Source organism: Sphingorhabdus lutea, from assembly GCF_001889025.1.
In the GTDB taxonomy this organism is placed as follows: domain Bacteria; phylum Pseudomonadota; class Alphaproteobacteria; order Sphingomonadales; family Sphingomonadaceae; genus Sphingorhabdus_B; species Sphingorhabdus_B lutea.
On sequence record NZ_CP018154.1, the window covers coordinates 1,812,035 to 1,829,843 of the forward strand.

Genomic DNA, 17,809 nt, shown 5'->3' on the forward strand with positions numbered 1-17,809 from the left:
TATACCAGATGGTTATGATGCAGATGATATTCCCCCTATGCATGATAGGCAGCTGGCTTATTCCTTATTTGCAACCGCAAGGCCAAAACGCTGTGATAATTTTTTAAGACGTCCCGCCTTTCCGCCAAATAGGCTGGGCCTGCCCTTAATATCATCATAAATTTTATAATATTTGCCCGCAGGTTCAATCCAATAAGTGAATTTATCGCTATTTATAATCTCACCATCTGCATTTCGATATAATTCGGCATAAGAAAATCTATATCCCCTGCCCCATGGATGCAAAATGACATGATAACTTTGATTGCACCATCCCTCACAAATGACTATTTCAGCCATTTGCTGACCATTTTTTTGATAAAATTGCAGCTCAATACCGCCTAAATCGCCCGTTTCCTCGGACATGGAGACATTTCCATAAATGGCCACAGGAGCTTTTTCCTGTGATTTTGCGGCTGCCCCATCTGCGCCCATCATGTTCAAAAATGACGCAGAAAAGAGCAGCAGCCTAATCATAATTGTGCTTTTATTGCTTCAATCGCAATATTGCCATCACCAGCAGGAGCGCCGCCCTGTGCCATTTCCGGCCTGCCGCCGCCGCCCTGTCCGCCCATGGCCGACGTCGCGGTGCGGACCAAATCCGCAGCCTCATATTTATCCAGCAAATCTGCAGAAATAGCCACAACGACTGTATTGGCATTTTCATTTGCCGCAACAATCGCAACAATGGCTGAGCCTAGTGATTTTAAATGCTCATCGGCTAATCCGCGCAGTGCCTTTGGCTCTACACCCGCAATGACTTGCCCCAAAAATGTAACGCCATTAACGGTGACAGGTTCAACCTTCGCGCCGCCACCGCCAGACATGGCCAGTGCAGTTTTGGCCTCCGATAATAATTTCTCAAGCCGTTTTTTGTCGCCAACCAATGTTTCAACACGTTCGGCTACATCATCAATACCGGTTTTTAATAAAGCTGCGACATCCTTTAACTGGCCCTCACGACCGGTTAAATATTTACGCGCAGCCTCACCTGTTAATGCCTCTACCCTGCGCACGCCGCTGGCCACCGCGCCTTCGGATATAATGCGCATTACCCCAATATCGCCCAGTGCGCGGACATGGGTGCCACCGCAAAGTTCAACCGAATAATGCATATTATCCGATTTATTACCCATGGAAAGAACGCGAACCTCATCGCCATATTTTTCGCCAAATAATGCAAGAGCGCCCGCTTCAATGGCATCTTCGGGGGTCATTAAACGGGTGCTTACTTCTTCATTTCCACGAATTTCGGCATTTACCTGTGCCTCAATTGCATCAATTTCTTCACCGCTAAGCGCATTATTATGCGAAAAGTCGAACCTTAATCTATCCGGTGCAACCATGCTGCCCTTTTGTGTCACATGCGCGCCCAGCACATTGCGCAAGGCCGCGTGCAGCAAATGTGTCGCGCTATGATTGGCGCGCAATTGATTCCTGCGTTCAGCATCGACTTGCAAATGAATTTGGTCACCAATTTTAATATCGCCCGATATTATTTTCGCATGATGTGCATGCAACCGACCCAGCGGCTTTGCCGTATCTGAAATTATAGCGGCAAAACCATCAATATTTTTGGCCGATCCTGCATCACCCATTTGCCCACCTGATTCGCCGTAAAATGGCGTTTGATTGGTAATGATGATAACATCTTCATCTTGCTTTGCGCTTTCAACCTCGGCACCATTTGCGACCAATGCCACAATTTGCCCATCGGCAGCCATTGCATCATAACCAATAAATTCGCTCGACCCGACACGCTCTGCAATATCAAACCAAATATCATCTGTGGCCTTTTGCCCTGACCCCTTCCAGGCCGCACGTGCCATCGCCTTTTGATTCTCCATCGCGCTATCAAATCCAGCGCGATCAACCCCATATCCCTTTGAACGCAAGGCATCTTCGGTTAAATCATAGGGAAAACCATAGGTATCATATAATTTGAATGCGGTTTCACCAGGCAAAATGGCGCCTTCATTCATATTGATTAAGGCATCATCCAATAGGCGCAGCCCTTTATCCAATGTTTGTCTAAATTTCGTTTCTTCCTGTAGCAAGGTCGCCTCAATCAACGGACGAGCGCGCGATAATTCAGGATAAGCAGCACCCATTTCAGTGACCAATGATGCAACCATTTGATGCATTAACGGGTCTTTTGTTCCCAAAATATGCGCATGGCGCATCGCGCGGCGCATGATACGGCGCAATACATAACCGCGCCCTTCATTGGATGGCAGCACCCCATCGGCGATTAAAAAACTGGATGAGCGTAGATGATCCGCAATCACCCTATGGCTTGCCATTTGATTGCCAACAGCTTTTGTTGCGGTCAAATGTTCAGAATTATCAATTAATGCCTTAAATGTGTCGGTGTCATAATTATCATGCACGCCTTGTAATAATGCCGCAATCCTCTCCAGCCCCATGCCTGTATCAATTGATGGCTTAGGGAGCGGTTTTTGCGTACCGTCTGCCGAGCGGTCATATTGCATGAACACCAGATTCCAGATTTCGACAAATCGGTCACCATCTTCATCTGGACTGCCTGGAGGGCCGCCGGCAATATGTTCGCCATGATCATAGAATATTTCACTGCACGGACCGCAGGGGCCAGTATCGCCCATTGACCAAAAATTATCATCGGTCGCAATACGAATGATTCGGCTTTCTGGGATATTCGCAATTTTGCGCCACAGATTAAATGCCTCATCATCATTATGATAGACGGTGACCGTTAAACGATTGGGATCAATGCCCCATATTTTGGTCAATAATGTCCATGCATGATGAATTGCTTCTTCTTTAAAATAATCTCCAAAGGAGAAATTACCCAACATTTCAAAAAATGTATGGTGACGCGCCGTATAGCCAACATTATCCAAATCATTATGTTTACCGCCAGCACGAACACATTTTTGCGATGATGTCGCGGTGCTATTTTCACGGCTTTCCAGTCCGGTGAAAATATTCTTAAATGGGACCATCCCCGCATTGACGAACATTAAAGTTGGGTCATTATGCGGAACCAAAGAAGCCGAAGCCACCTCATCATGCCCATTTTTAGCAAAATAATCCAAAAATGTGCGTCTTATATCATTTGTAGAAGTCATGTTGCTGACTTAAGCAAGCGATAAGCAACTGGCAAGTGGCGATGCGTCCAAAATATCATTTTTTATCTGTTTGAATGGCATATTTCACACAAAAATTTATAAAGAAATCGGCCCGCCGGGATCAGGGTGGGATAGGCGGGCCGAAACCAACATGAAAATCAGACAATCATGCTGGCAATTTGAAATTTCAATAAAATATATAAGATATTGATAGGACGGAATAATATAATTTTGATATTATTTAAACCGCCACATCATTTTGACTTATTTTCTTACAAATCAGCCATCATCACCATCAGAGCTGCTGTCATCCGAACCGTTCATCATTTCTTCGGCCACCACATCGGTTTTTCTGCGAATGGCGTCTTCTAATTTATTAAATAGTTCGGGGTTATCGAGCAAAAATTGCTTTGCATTTTCACGTCCCTGGCCAATTCTAACGGAATCATAGCTAAACCAGCTGCCTGATTTTTCCACAATACCTGCCTTTACCCCAAGATCGATAAGCTCGCCCACTTTTGAAATGCCGGTGCCATACATAATGTCAAACTCCACCTGCTTAAATGGTGGCGCAACCTTATTTTTAACCACTTTAACGCGGGTGGTGCTGCCCACAATATCATCCTTGTCCTTAATTTGCCCGATGCGGCGAATATCCAAACGGACCGAAGAATAAAATTTAAGCGCATTGCCCCCCGTTGTCGTTTCGGGTGAGCCATACATAACACCGATTTTCATCCTGATTTGGTTGATGAAAATAACCATACAGTTTGAACGGCTAATCGAACCGGTAATTTTACGTAAAGCCTGTGACATGAGGCGCGCCTGAAGACCAACATGCGTGTCGCCCATTTCGCCTTCAATCTCTGCCCGGGGGACAAGCGCCGCCACTGAGTCAATGACCAAAATGTCAACCGCATTGGACCGAACCAGTGTGTCGGCAATTTCCAATGCCTGCTCACCTGTATCGGGCTGTGACACGATAAGATTGTCAATATCAACACCCAATCGTTTTGCATAAATAGGGTCAAGTGCATGTTCTGCGTCAATAAATGCCGCCGTGCCTCCTGCCTTTTGGGCCTCCGCAATGGCATGTAAAGTTAATGTCGTTTTACCCGAGCTTTCAGGGCCATAAATTTCAATCACGCGGCCTTTTGGCAATCCGCCAATACCAAGTGCAATATCCAATCCCAAAGAACCGGTGGAGACCGATTCAATGTTAATCGCCTCCCGACTGCCCAATTTCATTGCCGAACCCTTACCAAAGGCGCGATCAATTTGTGCCAATGCTGCTTCTAATGCTTTTTCTCTATCCATATTGCCTGTCTGATTTCCTGCTTGAATGACTTTTAAACTTGCGGCCATAATCCCACTCCCTTGCGCTATCGTCATTGGCCCTGATGTCAACGACCATTATTATGTACCGCATTTGTTCCAAAAGAACAAGAGTAGAACAATATTTTTTATATATTATTTTATATCATATATTACAATATATTATATATCTTTCTTCAAGGCGTTTTGAACGGCCTCCGAAATTTGTTGAACCGAAAATGGTTTCGGCAAGAAAGAAACATCATCCAAGCCAATCGAATCACGCAATTGTTCCTCGGCATAGCCAGACATGAATAATAACCGGATATTGCCATATTTTTCCCGCGCAATTTTGGCCATGGTTGGGCCGTCCATATTTGGCATCACCACATCTGACACGATAAGGTCATATTTCTTACCCGTGGCAAGCAGTTCCAAAGCCTCCTCCCCGTCACGGGCGACGTCCACCTTATATCCCTGCCGCGCCAATGCACGTTCGGCAACCGCGCGCACCATATCTTCATCTTCGACCAGCAATAAATTCTCGCTGCCCCATAAATCCTTCGTCGCCTCTACCTTAGGCGCTATTTTCTTCTGCTCTGCAATTGGTTGCGCATCGGCATGCACCGGAAAATAAATATCGAATCGCGTCCCTTGGCCAAGTTGGGAATCGGCAAAAATATATCCGCCTGATTGTTTCACAATGCCATAAACGGTTGAAAGGCCAAGCCCTGTCCCCTTGCCTACCTCTTTCGTCGTGAAAAATGGTTCAAATATCTTACCTAAATCCTGCGGCTTTATGCCCTTGCCACCATCAATTACCGAAAGCAGCGAATATTTACCCAATGGCAGAATATCACTGGACATACGGCGCACTTCATCAACCGAGACCGCGCGCGTTTCGATATTTACCGTGCCGCCATTGGGCATTGCATCACGTGCATTCACGACAAGATTAACAATCACCTGTTCCAATTGGCCTGGATCGGCGCGAACCGAACCAATTTGGCGACCATGGCGCACGGCAAGCTCCACCTTCTCTCCCAAAAGACGTTTTAACAGCGCAGAAACTTCCGAAACAATATCTGGCAATTGCAAAATTTGCGGACGCAATGTTTGTTGCCGCGAAAAAGCAAGTAATTGCCTGGTCAGGCTGGCAGCGCGATTGCTGTTATTTTTAATTTGTTGAATATCGTCATAATCGCTGTCCCCGGGCGGATGGCGCATCAACATTAAATCACAATAACCGATAATTGCCGTCAAAATATTGTTAAAATCATGCGCGACACCGCCGGCCAATTGGCCCACCGCCTGCATTTTTGTGGCCTGAGCCACTTGCCGTTTAAGGCGCACTTCCTCACTGCCGTCTTTTATACCCAATAGCACCGCAGCCTCGCCCAATCCGCGAACCCCCGCAATAGAAAGCGATGTCACCTCATCGCTTTGCCCGCGCAACCGAATGGCCAAATCGCCCGATTGTGGTTGGCCATGGGCAAATCGCCTTATTGTATCGGCTACCGCGCCCTTATCCTCTGCAATAACCAAATCACTGGGATAGGGCGGCAAATTTCTCTCGCCAATTTGTGACGCGCGAATAAAGCTGTTATTGGCGAAAATGAAACGGCCATCACGGTCCACCATGGCAAGGCCAAGGGGTAAGGTGGACAATAAATTTTCCACATGGGTTAAGGCGGCCTGACGTTCTGCGACCACGCTATCTTCATCCAATAATAGGATGAGCGACGCCCCGTCGGGCTGCTGTTTATCATATGGCATATGCGACAAACGGACGGTTAAACCGCGCGGGCCATCATGGGTAAAAAATATACGCCCCTTTTCATCGGTGGATAATAAAGTGGCAATATCAATATTCACAATATTGGTGGTGGCATCACCCGTTGCACGCAAGGTAAAGGCACCATTTGCGGCCCGTATCCTGCCGCCAGAACCAATGGATGCCGCCATAATTCCAGCTTCGCTTAATAATATACCTATTGGACCAGCGGCCATTTCGTTAGATAAAGTCATTAAGCTGGTTTTTTGCTTTGGTTCAAAATTCCAAACCAAATAATCGTCCGCGCTGCCCGAACGAACCGCAGATACATTAAAAATATGATTGCCAAAATTAAGCGCATCTTCATGGGCGCGCCCCTCCCGCCATGCGGTTCGCCCGATATAAGCTAATTTTTCCTGAACCGATTTATCATCACCAATTTGCGGCGGCGCATTTAACCCGCCCAACCAATTTCCATATTTATCATTGGCACAGATTAACCGCCCCGCACGGTCGCATATTGCAATGGCCGAGGCGCGATCATTGGCAACCGCGCGCGTCACCGACCAATCGGGAGGCAAAATATTTACAGCCGGTGCTACATCAGGCCGCCCCCTTAATAAACGCAGGATGATGAGGGTGAATAAAGCGCCAACGCCATATCCGCCGACCAACAAAATATTTTGATCGGTCAGCACCCATAATAAAGCAACCGAGCCCAATAATAATAGAAAAAGGCCAAGAGCAACGGGCCATTTTTCGCCTAAAAAGCGGCTATCTCCCGCCCCCCACAAGGATAATTTAGATGTGGAGGGCGAAGAAGACATATTATTCCTTTATTAAACTACCATATTTTGACGCGGGCCTCCGGCTCAAGATATAGTTTTTCACTCTTTTCCGGTTTGAACGCATCGTAAAATTTGTCAAGATTCCTTACAACCCATGCGCGTTGAATGGAAGGGCTGTGTGAGTCAGTCAATAATCTTTGCGACAAATTTGCCTCACGATAATTGCGGCGCCATACCTGTGCCCAACCAAGGAAGAAGCGTTGATCTCCGGTGAAACCGTCAATTACTGGCGCTTCTTTGCCATTTAAGGACGCGCGATAAGCATCATATGCAATGGTCAAGCCGGCCAAATCGCCAATATTTTCACCAAGGGTGAATTCGCCTTTTACAAATTCGCCCGGCAATGCTTCATATTTATCATATTGTGCGATTAAATTTTTGCCCGCTGCTTCAAAAGCAGCAACATCTTCGGGCGTCCACCAATCGGATAATTTACCAGTTTCGTCATATTTTGACCCTTGATCATCAAAATGATGGCTTATTTCATGGCCAATAACCGCGCCAATGCCCCCATAATTTATTGCCGGATCCGCATTTGGATCAAAAAATGGTGGCTGTAAAATTGCTGCAGGGAACACAATTTCATTCATACCAAAATTGGCATAAGCATTCACGGTTTGCGGCAACATGCCCCATTCATGACGGCGGATGGGCGTGCCCAATTTGCTGATATTATCATCAAAATTAAATTTCATAATCCGCAATTGGTTACCGAACAAATCATCGGATTTAATTTCTAATGCGCTATAATCTTTCCATTTATCGGGATAGCCGATTTTCGTGGTAAAATTATCTAATTTCTTCTTTGCTTTTGTCTTGGTTTCGCTTTGCATCCAGCTAAGCCCATCAATACGGCGACCCATGGCAGCAAGCACATTTTTAACCAAGACATCCATTGATGCCTTGGTCGCGGGCGGGAAATATTTTGCCACATATAATTGGCCAAGTTCTTCACCCAATGCATTTTCAGCAAAACTTACCGCGCGTTTCCACCTTTCTTCTCTTTTTGGTGTTCCAGATAGGGCCGTGCCATAAAAGGCAAAATTATTGTCGGCAACAGCATCGGGCAATACGCCGCCATAAGTTTGCAGCAAAGACACAATCAATTGATCCTTGCGAACTTCAATATTGGTTGATGACATAATTTGCGCAATCGCGGCAATTGCGCTGGGCTGTGCCACAATGACATGGTCAATTTTAGGGCTGATGCCCATTAAAATTTTCTTCATATCCATGCCAGGGGTGGCGTCATTTAATTCATCAACGCTCATTTTATTATATGTTTTGGTGGAATCAGATGAATCTTCGCGTGTCCAATGTTTTTCCGCAATTTTCTTTTCCATTTCGAAAATGGCTGCCGCTCTTTCGGCTGCATTTTCTTGCCCCGCCAATTCCAATGTTTTGGTCAGATACTCCAAATAAGATGTGCGAATTTTGGATAATTTTTCATTTTCAACCAAATACATATCACGATCGGGCAGTCCTGTTCCTGCCTGATATATATTAAAAATATAGGTTTCAGGATCTTTATCATCTTGCCCCACATATCCAAAAAATGGCTGGGCAATGCCATAGGCAGCATTTTTAATCATAAATGCTTCATAACCCTTATCATCAGAAATATTTGAAATTTCATCGATAATCGGCGCAATCGGGGCCATGCCCTTTGCCTCTACGGTTTCGCTGTCCAAATAGCTGGCATATGCTGCGCCAACCTTGCTATCGCCGCCTTCTAATTCTGCGTTTAATATTTCACGAACACGTTTTTTGGACAAATCATCCAATGCGGTGAACATGCCATAATTGGCCTTATCATCGGGAATCACGGTTTCCTTGGCCCATTTTCCATTGGCATATTCGTAAAAATCATCACCGGGGCGAACTTCGCTATTCATGCCATCAACATCGAAACCGAAATTGCCTAATTGCGGCTTGGCTTCCTTAGTTTCTGTGTTTTGTTCTGTGTGCTTTGCCGCACCATGATGGTCCAACGCCATGGCAGGCGCGGTTAACATCAACGCGGCAGCCGCGCTACCCAATGATAAATTGAAACGAATATTTTTCATAATAATCCCCTAAATATAATTTCCTATGAAACCATTTAACGATATTATTATGGGAAAAGAAGCCTCATCGATTAGCCGTCGATTTTCATCGACCGACGACGACGTTTTGACATTATCCAGCGGCCCCAAAGCCAGCTGGAAACCAAATAACCAATAGCGCCGCATAAAACCGCAATGGTGAATAACCCAATTAAAACAGGCGGACCAGCTTCATATAAAAACCATTGCCACCAATCATGCAGGCTCATTTCCGCAAACCCATCACCAATATTTTGCGAAACCATCCGGTCGCTGCCCAACAATTTTAAACCCAAAATATAGGATGCGTATATAAGAGGCGGCGTGGTCAGCGGTGTATTGAGAAAGGTTGCCACCACGGCCACAGGTATATTGGCGCGAAATACCGGACATAATAATACAGCGACAAAAATTTGAAATCCGGGGACCAGCACGATAATCGCAGTTACAAAACCCAATGCCACACCAGCGGGAACAGAACGCCTTGTAAAACGCCAAAGCTCGCTCATCATCAAACGATGGGCAAATGGCCGAAGCATAGGATTTTGCAGCAGTATTTCTCTGCTAGGTAGCTTTCGCTTAATCCATTTCATGATGCCATTTTCAGCCATGCTGTTTTAACAATCTGCCCTGCTCTCTTTTCCAATCGCGCGCTTTTTCTGTTGCGCGTTTATCGGGTGCTTTTTTACCCTTGGCCAGCGCCAGTTCGACTTTTGCCCGCCCCTTGCCATTAAAATAAATCGACAATGGCACCAATGTCATACCTAAACGGGCAACTGCACCATGAAGTTTATTTATTTCACGGCGGTTTAATAATAATTTACGCGGTCTTTTAGGTTCATGATTATGTCGGTTGCCATGGCTAAATTCGGGAATATTGGCGTTAATAAGCCATATTTCTTCGTCCTTTACCTCGGCATAGCTTTCAGCAATTGATCCTTCCCCAAATCGCAGCGCCTTCACTTCTGTTCCGGTAAGGGCAATGCCCGCCTCAAATTTATCTTCAATATGATAATCATAACGGGCGCGGCGGTTTTCCGCCACGGTCTTTACCTTTTGAAATGCTTCGGGACGTGGTCTTGCCATTATAAAAGCCCCGCATGCTCCAATGCATGATCCACCGCTTTGCGCGCTTTATCATTACAAGGGACAAGCGGCAGGCGCACCTCATCACTTAACCAGCTATGCACCCGGCTTAAAGCATATTTTACCGGACCCGGGCTTGCATCTTCGAACATGGCATAATGCAGCGGATATAAAAGATCGTTTAAAGAACGCGCTTTTTCAATATCATTTTCCGCACATGCCCGCTGAAAATCGGCGCATAATTTGGGCGCAACATTTGCCGTTACCGAAATACATCCAACCGCGCCCGCTGCATTTGCGGGCAATGCCAATTCATCATCCCCCGATAATTGACAGAAATTTTTGCCAATTCCCATGCGGTGGTCGGTCACGCGGGATAAATCGCCGCTGGCATCCTTTATCGCGATAATTTTTTCTGGATATTTTTTTGCCAATTCGCACACCGTTTCCGGCTCTATATCGGTAACAGTTCGGCCCGGCACATTATATAGCACAATAGGAAGGTCGCAATTTTCCGCCAAATAGCTGAAATGCGCGATTAAGCCTGCTTGCCCTGGGCGATTATAATAGGGCGCAACACATAATGCCGCCGTTGCACCGCATTTTTTCGAAAAATTCATATGCAATAAAGCATTCATCGTGTCATTTGACCCACAACCTGCTATAACGGGCACTCGGCCAGCTGCCTGTTCCACGCAAACTTCAATCACGCGATGATGTTCTGCATTTGAAAGGGTTGACGCCTCCCCTGTTGTCCCGCAAGGGACAAGTGCGCTGGAACCTTGTTCAATTTGCCAATCGACCAATTGCCGAAAAGCAGCTTCATCAAACGTTCCATCGCAAAAAGGAGTCACAAGAGCCGGAATTGAGCCGGAGAACATGGATTTTTTTCCTTAAATATATTTAATACCAAAATGATTTACCATAGGATGAAATCATTCATCTCCCGATAAGGAACATTTTACTAATATGACGACTATGTATTCAAAGATAGCCCTTGCTTCATTTATTTTGACCAGCACCGCATTACAAGCTGTAAATTCAGCTGGCGCGCAAACAACTTCCCAAGATGGCATTATTTTTGTCCCTGGAACGGGCGTGGCGGAACAAAATCCAAATATAATCCCAAATAATATGATGGATATTAGCGAGGGGAATATTCCCGCCGCGTTAAATCGTTGGCGTGAGTTGAATCGGTCCGATAATTATAGCTTTAACGAATATGCCACATTTTTAATGACATATGAAAAATGGCCGAATGAATCAAAAATGCGCAGCACAGCTGAACAGGCATTGGATTTAAATAATTATTCGCCAAGTCAGGCAATTGCCTTTTTCAATAAATTACCCCCGCAAACCAATGTGGGTAAGGCAAAATATGCGATTATCCTGCAATCTGGCACAAATAATGACGCTGCCATTAAATATGCGAAACAGGCATGGCGCGGCGGCACATTGCCAGATGATATAGAGGCTGCTTTATTGGGCAAATTCGCCTCTCATTTGAACGAGACGGATCATGATGCGCGCATCGATAAGCTTATATGGGTAGGCGCGACAAGTGCGGCGACAAAAATGCTGCCCTATGCATCGGCGAAGAACCAACCCATTTTTGCCGCACGCATTGCCATTCGCACCAATTCAAGCGATGCCAGCACCCGTATGGAACAAGTCGGTGCAATCGCCATTACCGATGCGGGATATTTGGGGGAACGGGCACGTTATCTTCGCAATAATGGTTCGGGATGGGCCGCACGAGAATTGCTAGCCAATCGCCAAACATTGTCATCCACACCCGCCGATATTGAAAATTGGTATGAAATTTTATTAACATTGGCGCGGGAGGCGGCAAATGATGGACAATATCAAACCGCCTATAACATCGCATCAAAGGTGGATGACGCCATCCCAATGGGGGAAGAGGTTATCAATCAATCGCTTGGTGTGCGCGATGATTATACCAGCCTGACATGGCTGGCCGGAACAATAGCCCTAGAAAATCTAAACCGCCCTGCCGATGCAGTCAAAATGTTTGCAAATTATGGCAACGCCGCCAAGTCCCCACAAACAAGGACAAAGGGATTTTATTGGGCAGCAAAGGCGGCAAAAACGGCCGGTGACAATGCAACGGCGAATCAATTTTTTGAACAGGCTGCCGCCTATCATGACCAATTTTATGGCCAATTATCATTGGAGGCATTGGGCCGTTCAGGTCCCAAAAATGGCTTAACACCTGCCCTGCCCCATTTGACGCAAAATGAAAACAGCCCATCAGTTTATTTGGCGGCACAAATTTCCGCGCGTAATGGCGGTTGGAAAGAACAAACATTATTTTTGCGGGCCATCGCCAATGGCGCGGATAATGAACAAGATTTTCTTGATGCCTTTTCGCTTTCCAAACAATTAAACCGCCCTGATTTGGCGGTCATGGCGGGACGTAATGCACGGGTTGAGGATTTTAGCAATTTTATCAACCTTGCCTTTCCCACCATTTCTGTGCCCTATGAACATCAGGATAATTTCACCTTAATCCACGCCATTACACGCCAAGAAAGCCAATTTGATCGCGAGGCGATAAGCCATGCAGGTGCGCGCGGTTTAATGCAATTAATGCCAGCAACGGCGCGGGAAACATCTGGCCGAATTGGCCTGTCCTATAATTTGGGCGGTTTAACAGGCGATACACATTATAATATACAGCTTGGCTCTACCTATATTAAAAGCATGCTGCGCTATTATGGCGGCAGCTATCCCCTTGCCGTCGCGGCATATAATGCTGGGCCTGGCAATGTGAATAAATGGCTGCGGGCCAATGGCGACCCGCGTACCGGTCAAATTGATATTCTTACATGGATTGAGCGTATTCCCATTTACGAAACCAAAAATTATGTTCAACGCGTGTTGGAAAATGCAGTTATGTATGACGCATTAAATCCCGATAAAGCGGAAATTAAAGGACCAAATCCATTAAGTCGATATTTGGGAAAAAACACCCCTCGTTAATTAAGTGAAGATAATGGAAAAAACCAATCCAATAACCCCTGCGGGTTATGATGCCCTGCGCGCCGAATATGATCAATTATTCGGCGTGGAGCGGCCCAAAGTCGTCGAAACAGTCAGTTGGGCCGCCGGAAATGGTGACCGCAGCGAAAATGGTGACTATATTTATGGCAAACAACGACTGCGCCAAATTGACAGCCGACTGGGTTGGCTTTCCCGCAAGATAAAGGCGGCGCAGGTCATTACCCCTTCTAAGCAGCCAGATAAAGAACATGTTTATTTTGGCGCGACCGTCACTTTGGCGGATGAGGATGATAATCAGCGCATTGTCACCTTGGTCGGTGATGAGGAGGCGGAGGCTGGAAAAGGTAGAATTGGGTGGTCATCGCCTATTGCCCGCGCATTGCGCCGCGCCGCAATAGGTGATTTGCGAACAGTGCGCCTACCCGCTGGTTCAAAAGAATGGGAAGTAATGGACATAAAATATTTGGACTAGTTTAAATATTTAGAAAAATAAGGTCCTTATATTATTTTCCAAATGTTAACTTGGCCAATTCCGCAATTTCCGGCGATAATTCGGGAAAGTTTTTCGGCATATCTTTTTCCATCATATCCGCAATATAATTTAATATCGCTATGCGTGCTGCCTTTTGATTATTGCTATCAAATATTTTCCACGGCGCCCATCTTGTATCGGTTAAACGAAACATTTCTGCAATGGCGGCTTCATAATCCGTTCTTTTGGAACGATTACGAAAATCCTCTGCCGTTACCTTCCATCTTTTCGAAGGCGTTTCCAAACGTTCCTGCAACACTATATCTTGTGTTTTTGCAGTGACGTGCAGAAAAATTTTGATGATATTTGTGCCAATATCACGTTGCTGCGCCTCAAATTCGTTAATTTCATCATATCCGCGCCGCCATTCGGCTTCACTGGCAAATCCCTCCACACGCTCCACCAACACACGGCCATAATGCGAACGGTCAAGAACAGAAACTTCTTTTGCGCGGGGTAATTTATTCCAAAACCGCCACAGAAAATGCTTTTCCTTTTCTTCGGCCGTGGGCGCACCAATTGAATAAACCTCAAAATAACGCGGGTCCCAATTGGCCGTTAAACGGCGGATTGCGCCGCCCTTACCCGCAGCATCCCATCCTTCAACAATGATTAAAGTGCGACAATTATGCAAAATGTGCAGGGATTGCAATTCGCCAAGCCGTTTTTGAACAGCCTTTAATGACTTGGCATAATTGCCATCAAATGGCGAGCCAGCCTCAAAATTTGAAAGTGAAATGGTCATAATAAATAGGATATACAGATTTTGTGCTGATTAAAGCGCAAAAATAATGCCGTCCCTTAATCGCACAAAATCCATATTTTAATTTATGCCTTTTTTGGCGGCTCAATCACCCGCAAATGCAATTCACGCATTTGTTTTGCCGTGGGCAGGTTGGGCGCACCCATCATCAAATCCTCTGCCTTTTGGTTCATCGGGAACACCACTACTTCGCGGATATTGGGTTCATCAGCCAATAACATCACAATACGGTCAACACCGGGCGCCGAGCCACCATGCGGTGGTGCGCCAAATTTGAACGCGTTAATCATGCCAGAGAAATTGGCGTCCACCTCTTCCTTACTATATCCGGCAATTTCAAATGCTTTATACATAATATCTGGGCGGTGGTTACGAATTGCCCCCGAAGAAAGCTCCACGCCATTACAAACAATATCATATTGCCATGCCAAAATGTCGAGCGGGTCCATATTTTCAAGCGCATCCATTTCGCCCTGCGGCATTGAAAATGGGTTGTGGCTGAAATCAATTTTCTTATTTTCCTCATCATATTCAAACATTGGGAAATCGACAATCCAGCAAAATTTAAAGCAATTTTGTTCGATAAGCTCCAATTGCTCGCCAATTCGGGTTCGCGCAGCACCGGCCAATTTCGCGGCCTGGCCTTCTTTACCTGCGGCAAAGAAACAACCATCATCATCGCCAAGGCCAAGTTCGGCATAAAGCGCCTTCATACCCTCTTCGCCATGATTTTTAGCGATAGGCCCGCCAAACTCGCCGCCCTTGCGCGTGACATAGCCAAGGCCAGCATGACCTTCCCCACGCGCCCAATCATTCATATCGTCAAAGAATTTACGGCTTTTTTCAACAGTATTTGGTGCGGGGATGGCGCGAACAACACCGCCGCCAGCAACGATTTTGTCAAATAAGCCAAATCCTGATCCTTTAAAATGTTCGCTCACATCGGAAATTTCAATCGGGTTTCGCAAATCAGGCTTATCACTGCCATATTTCAACATCGCGGTTTTATAGGGGATACGCACAAATTCACCTGCTGGCGTCACGCTTTTGCCATTGGCAAATTCTTCGAAAACTCCGGCCAAAACAGGCTCAATCGCGTTAAACACATCATCTTGGGTGACAAAACTCATTTCAAAGTCAAGCTGGTAAAACTCACCTGGGCTGCGGTCTGCGCGCGCATCTTCATCGCGAAAACAAGGTGCGATTTGGAAATAACGGTCAAATCCGGCCACCATCAATAATTGTTTAAACATTTGCGGTGCCTGCGGCAGGGCGTAAAATTTACCCGGATGCACACGGCTGGGGACAAGATAATCACGCGCCCCCTCTGGTGACGACGCGGTTAGAATCGGTGTTTGAATTTCAGTGAAATTTTGCTCCGTCATGCGGCGGCGCAAAGACGAAATAACCGATGAACGCAACATCATATTGGCGTGAACATTTTCACGGCGCAAATCAAGGAAACGGTAACGCAGACGGATATCTTCGGGATATTCCGCATCGCCAAATACCGGCATAGGCAATTCTTCGGCTGCTGACAAAATTTGTATTTCATCGACATAAACTTCAATCGCGCCTGTGGGCAGGCGATCATTTTTCGCCTCTGCATCACGCGCAATCACACGGCCCGTAATACAGATAACAGATTCGCTGCGCAGGCTATCCATTTGGGCAAATGCCTTGCTGTCGCTGTCTGCCAAAATTTGCGTCACGCCATAATGGTCGCGTAAATCGATGAATAAAACGCCGCCATGGTCGCGTTTACGGTGGATCCAACCAGATAATTTTACTGTATCGCCAACATTTTCTTGGCGCAATTGGGAACAATTATGGGTGCGATATGCATGCATGATGTGATTTTCCGTATAAATTTGTATCAAAAAAAACTTTCTATGCGCTACACAGGGCATAGAATGTTTTGTCAAGTATGGAATGGCTGTTATGAGTGTGAATTATGATGATTCATCCACTCGTCACTGATAGTGAACAACTCGCCGCGCTTTGTGCGCTATGGGAAAATGCTGAATTTCTGGCCATAGACACAGAGTTTATGCGTGAAAACACCTATTACCCCTTATTATGCCTGGTCCAAGTGTCCGATGGCAAAAATGTTGCCGCGATTGACCCCTTGGCCAAAAATATGGATTTAAAGCCGTTATTGGATCTGATTTGTGGCAATGAAAATATATTGAAATTATTTCATGCCGGTGGGCAGGATATCGAAATTTTCTATAATTTAACCGGCAAAACCCCGCATCCCATGTTTGATACGCAAATTGCCGCCATGGCATTGGGTCAGGGGGAGCAAATTGGTTATTCTAATTTGGTTAATTTATGGCTGGGCCATCAATTGGACAAAGGCGCAAGATTTACCGATTGGAGCCGCCGTCCATTGGATAAAAGGCAAATTGACTATGCCATTGGCGATGTGACCCATTTGGCCGAATTATTCCCCAAAATGTTGGATAAACTTGTCGAAACAGGCCGCGGCGCATGGTTGGACAAGGAAATGGAGCGTATTGCCAATCCGGAAAATTACGCCAATGATCCCGAAACATCATGGCAGCGCATTAAAATTCAATCGCGCAATCCCGATGCCCTTGGTCGGTTAAAGGCTTTGGCAGCATGGCGAGAGCGCGAGGCGCAGCATAAGGATATTCCGCGCGGCCGAATTATGAAGGACGAAACATTAAGCGATATCGCCACCAATCCGCCCAAGGATCAACATTCCCTTGCCCGCGTTCGAGGGCTTTCGGGCGCATGGTCCAATAATGATATTGGCAAAAGGTTGATGGGAGTCATTACCAATGCAAAACCCATGCCCAAGGATGAAATCCCATCAAAGAAAAGAGGCGTAACATTGGGCCGCAATGGCAGCCATGTCGCCGATTTATTAAAATTATTATTAAAAATTCGTTCCAATGAAATGGATGTTGCACCCCGTTTAATCAGCAAGGCCGATGAGCTGGAAAAATTGGCCGCCGGTGTTCGCAAGGATTTGGACCTATTAGAGGGGTGGCGTTATGATATTTTTGGTCATGAGGCACTCGACCTTGTCGAGGGGCGCATCGGCTTTACCGTGAATAATGGAAAAATTTCCACTTTTAAAACAGGCGGAGAGGACGAAAACAAACCAGCAGATGCTATTTTAGATATGGCCGCGCAAAATGATGATAATCGGGATAATCCCGCACCAGAAAAAGATACGCAAATATAGGTGGGATTAAAGATAGAT

General features: G+C 46.0%; 13 protein-coding genes. 3 read left to right on the forward strand and 10 right to left on the reverse strand.

Annotation, left to right across the window (positions count from 1 at the left end; genetic code table 11):
- Positions 1-57: 57 nt before the first annotated feature.
- From LPB140_RS08615 to dapA, 8 genes are all read right to left on the reverse strand, one after another.
- Positions 58-516 (reverse strand): hypothetical protein, encoded by a 459-nt coding sequence (locus tag LPB140_RS08615; RefSeq protein ID WP_072559484.1) that lies wholly within the window; start codon positions 514-516, stop codon positions 58-60.
- Entirely contained in the window at positions 513-3,149 is a 2,637-nt protein-coding gene (gene alaS / locus LPB140_RS08620; protein WP_072559485.1) for an alanine--tRNA ligase, read from the reverse strand. Before alaS ends, LPB140_RS08615 begins: the two co-directional genes overlap by 4 nt.
- Positions 3,150-3,428: 279 nt before the next feature.
- The gene (gene recA, locus LPB140_RS08625) at positions 3,429-4,514 is read right to left on the reverse strand and encodes a recombinase RecA (RefSeq protein ID WP_072559486.1); all 1,086 of its coding nucleotides are present in this window, start codon (positions 4,512-4,514) and stop codon (positions 3,429-3,431) included.
- Positions 4,515-4,646: 132 nt separating this feature from the next.
- The gene (locus tag LPB140_RS08630; protein WP_072559487.1) at positions 4,647-7,064 is read right to left on the reverse strand and encodes an ATP-binding protein; all 2,418 of its coding nucleotides are present in this window, start codon (positions 7,062-7,064) and stop codon (positions 4,647-4,649) included.
- A 17-nt stretch (positions 7,065-7,081) separates the two neighbouring features.
- Complete coding sequence (locus LPB140_RS08635; protein WP_072559488.1) at positions 7,082-9,151, reverse strand: M13 family metallopeptidase; 2,070 nt, start codon at positions 9,149-9,151, stop codon at positions 7,082-7,084.
- Between the two features lie 71 nt (positions 9,152-9,222).
- The gene (locus tag LPB140_RS08640) at positions 9,223-9,780 is read right to left on the reverse strand and encodes a DUF2062 domain-containing protein (RefSeq protein WP_083550222.1); all 558 of its coding nucleotides are present in this window, start codon (positions 9,778-9,780) and stop codon (positions 9,223-9,225) included.
- On the reverse strand, positions 9,773-10,255 hold the full coding sequence (gene smpB, locus LPB140_RS08645) for an SsrA-binding protein SmpB (RefSeq protein ID WP_072559489.1): 483 nt from the start codon (positions 10,253-10,255) through the stop codon (positions 9,773-9,775). The genes LPB140_RS08640 and smpB overlap by 8 nt, the downstream gene beginning before the upstream one ends.
- Complete coding sequence (gene dapA / locus LPB140_RS08650) at positions 10,255-11,136, reverse strand: 4-hydroxy-tetrahydrodipicolinate synthase (protein WP_072559490.1); 882 nt, start codon at positions 11,134-11,136, stop codon at positions 10,255-10,257. The genes smpB and dapA overlap by 1 nt, the downstream gene beginning before the upstream one ends.
- 97 nt (positions 11,137-11,233) lie before the next feature.
- Between dapA and LPB140_RS08655 the strand changes: the two genes are divergently transcribed.
- Together LPB140_RS08655 and greB are read left to right on the forward strand one after the other, a co-directional pair.
- Complete coding sequence (locus LPB140_RS08655) at positions 11,234-13,258, forward strand: lytic transglycosylase domain-containing protein (RefSeq protein ID WP_232223384.1); 2,025 nt, start codon at positions 11,234-11,236, stop codon at positions 13,256-13,258.
- 13 nt (positions 13,259-13,271) lie between these two features.
- Entirely contained in the window at positions 13,272-13,751 is a 480-nt protein-coding gene (gene greB / locus LPB140_RS08660; protein ID WP_072559491.1) for a transcription elongation factor GreB, read from the forward strand.
- A gap of 31 nt (positions 13,752-13,782) precedes the next feature.
- On the opposite strand, the gene LPB140_RS08665 is transcribed toward greB, so the two are convergent.
- Both LPB140_RS08665 and aspS read right to left on the reverse strand, forming a co-directional pair.
- Positions 13,783-14,556, reverse strand: a complete 774-nt coding sequence (locus LPB140_RS08665) for a polyphosphate kinase 2 family protein (protein WP_072559492.1) — start codon at positions 14,554-14,556, stop codon at positions 13,783-13,785.
- Between the two features lie 83 nt (positions 14,557-14,639).
- Positions 14,640-16,424, reverse strand: a complete 1,785-nt coding sequence (aspS, locus tag LPB140_RS08670; protein WP_072559493.1) for an aspartate--tRNA ligase — start codon at positions 16,422-16,424, stop codon at positions 14,640-14,642.
- Between the two features lie 104 nt (positions 16,425-16,528).
- Between aspS and rnd the strand changes: the two genes are divergently transcribed.
- Positions 16,529-17,791, forward strand: coding sequence for a ribonuclease D (gene rnd / locus LPB140_RS08675; protein ID WP_072559494.1), 1,263 nt, complete (start codon positions 16,529-16,531; stop codon positions 17,789-17,791).
- The last annotated feature ends 18 nt before the right edge of the window (positions 17,792-17,809 follow it).

Coding starts and splice junctions, on each gene's coding strand:
- LPB140_RS08615 (WP_072559484.1), bottom strand. CDS start 516: ATGATTAGGCTGCTGCTCTTTTCTGCGTCATTTTTGAACATGATGGGC.
- alaS (WP_072559485.1), bottom strand. CDS start 3,149: ATGACTTCTACAAATGATATAAGACGCACATTTTTGGATTATTTTGCT.
- recA (WP_072559486.1), bottom strand. CDS start 4,514: ATGGCCGCAAGTTTAAAAGTCATTCAAGCAGGAAATCAGACAGGCAAT.
- LPB140_RS08630 (WP_072559487.1), bottom strand. CDS start 7,064: ATGTCTTCTTCGCCCTCCACATCTAAATTATCCTTGTGGGGGGCGGGA.
- LPB140_RS08635 (WP_072559488.1), bottom strand. CDS start 9,151: ATGAAAAATATTCGTTTCAATTTATCATTGGGTAGCGCGGCTGCCGCG.
- LPB140_RS08640 (WP_083550222.1), bottom strand. CDS start 9,780: ATGGCTGAAAATGGCATCATGAAATGGATTAAGCGAAAGCTACCTAGC.
- smpB (WP_072559489.1), bottom strand. CDS start 10,255: ATGGCAAGACCACGTCCCGAAGCATTTCAAAAGGTAAAGACCGTGGCG.
- dapA (WP_072559490.1), bottom strand. CDS start 11,136: ATGTTCTCCGGCTCAATTCCGGCTCTTGTGACTCCTTTTTGCGATGGA.
- LPB140_RS08655 (WP_232223384.1), top strand. CDS start 11,234: ATGTATTCAAAGATAGCCCTTGCTTCATTTATTTTGACCAGCACCGCA.
- greB (WP_072559491.1), top strand. CDS start 13,272: ATGGAAAAAACCAATCCAATAACCCCTGCGGGTTATGATGCCCTGCGC.
- LPB140_RS08665 (WP_072559492.1), bottom strand. CDS start 14,556: ATGACCATTTCACTTTCAAATTTTGAGGCTGGCTCGCCATTTGATGGC.
- aspS (WP_072559493.1), bottom strand. CDS start 16,424: ATGCATGCATATCGCACCCATAATTGTTCCCAATTGCGCCAAGAAAAT.
- rnd (WP_072559494.1), top strand. CDS start 16,529: ATGATGATTCATCCACTCGTCACTGATAGTGAACAACTCGCCGCGCTT.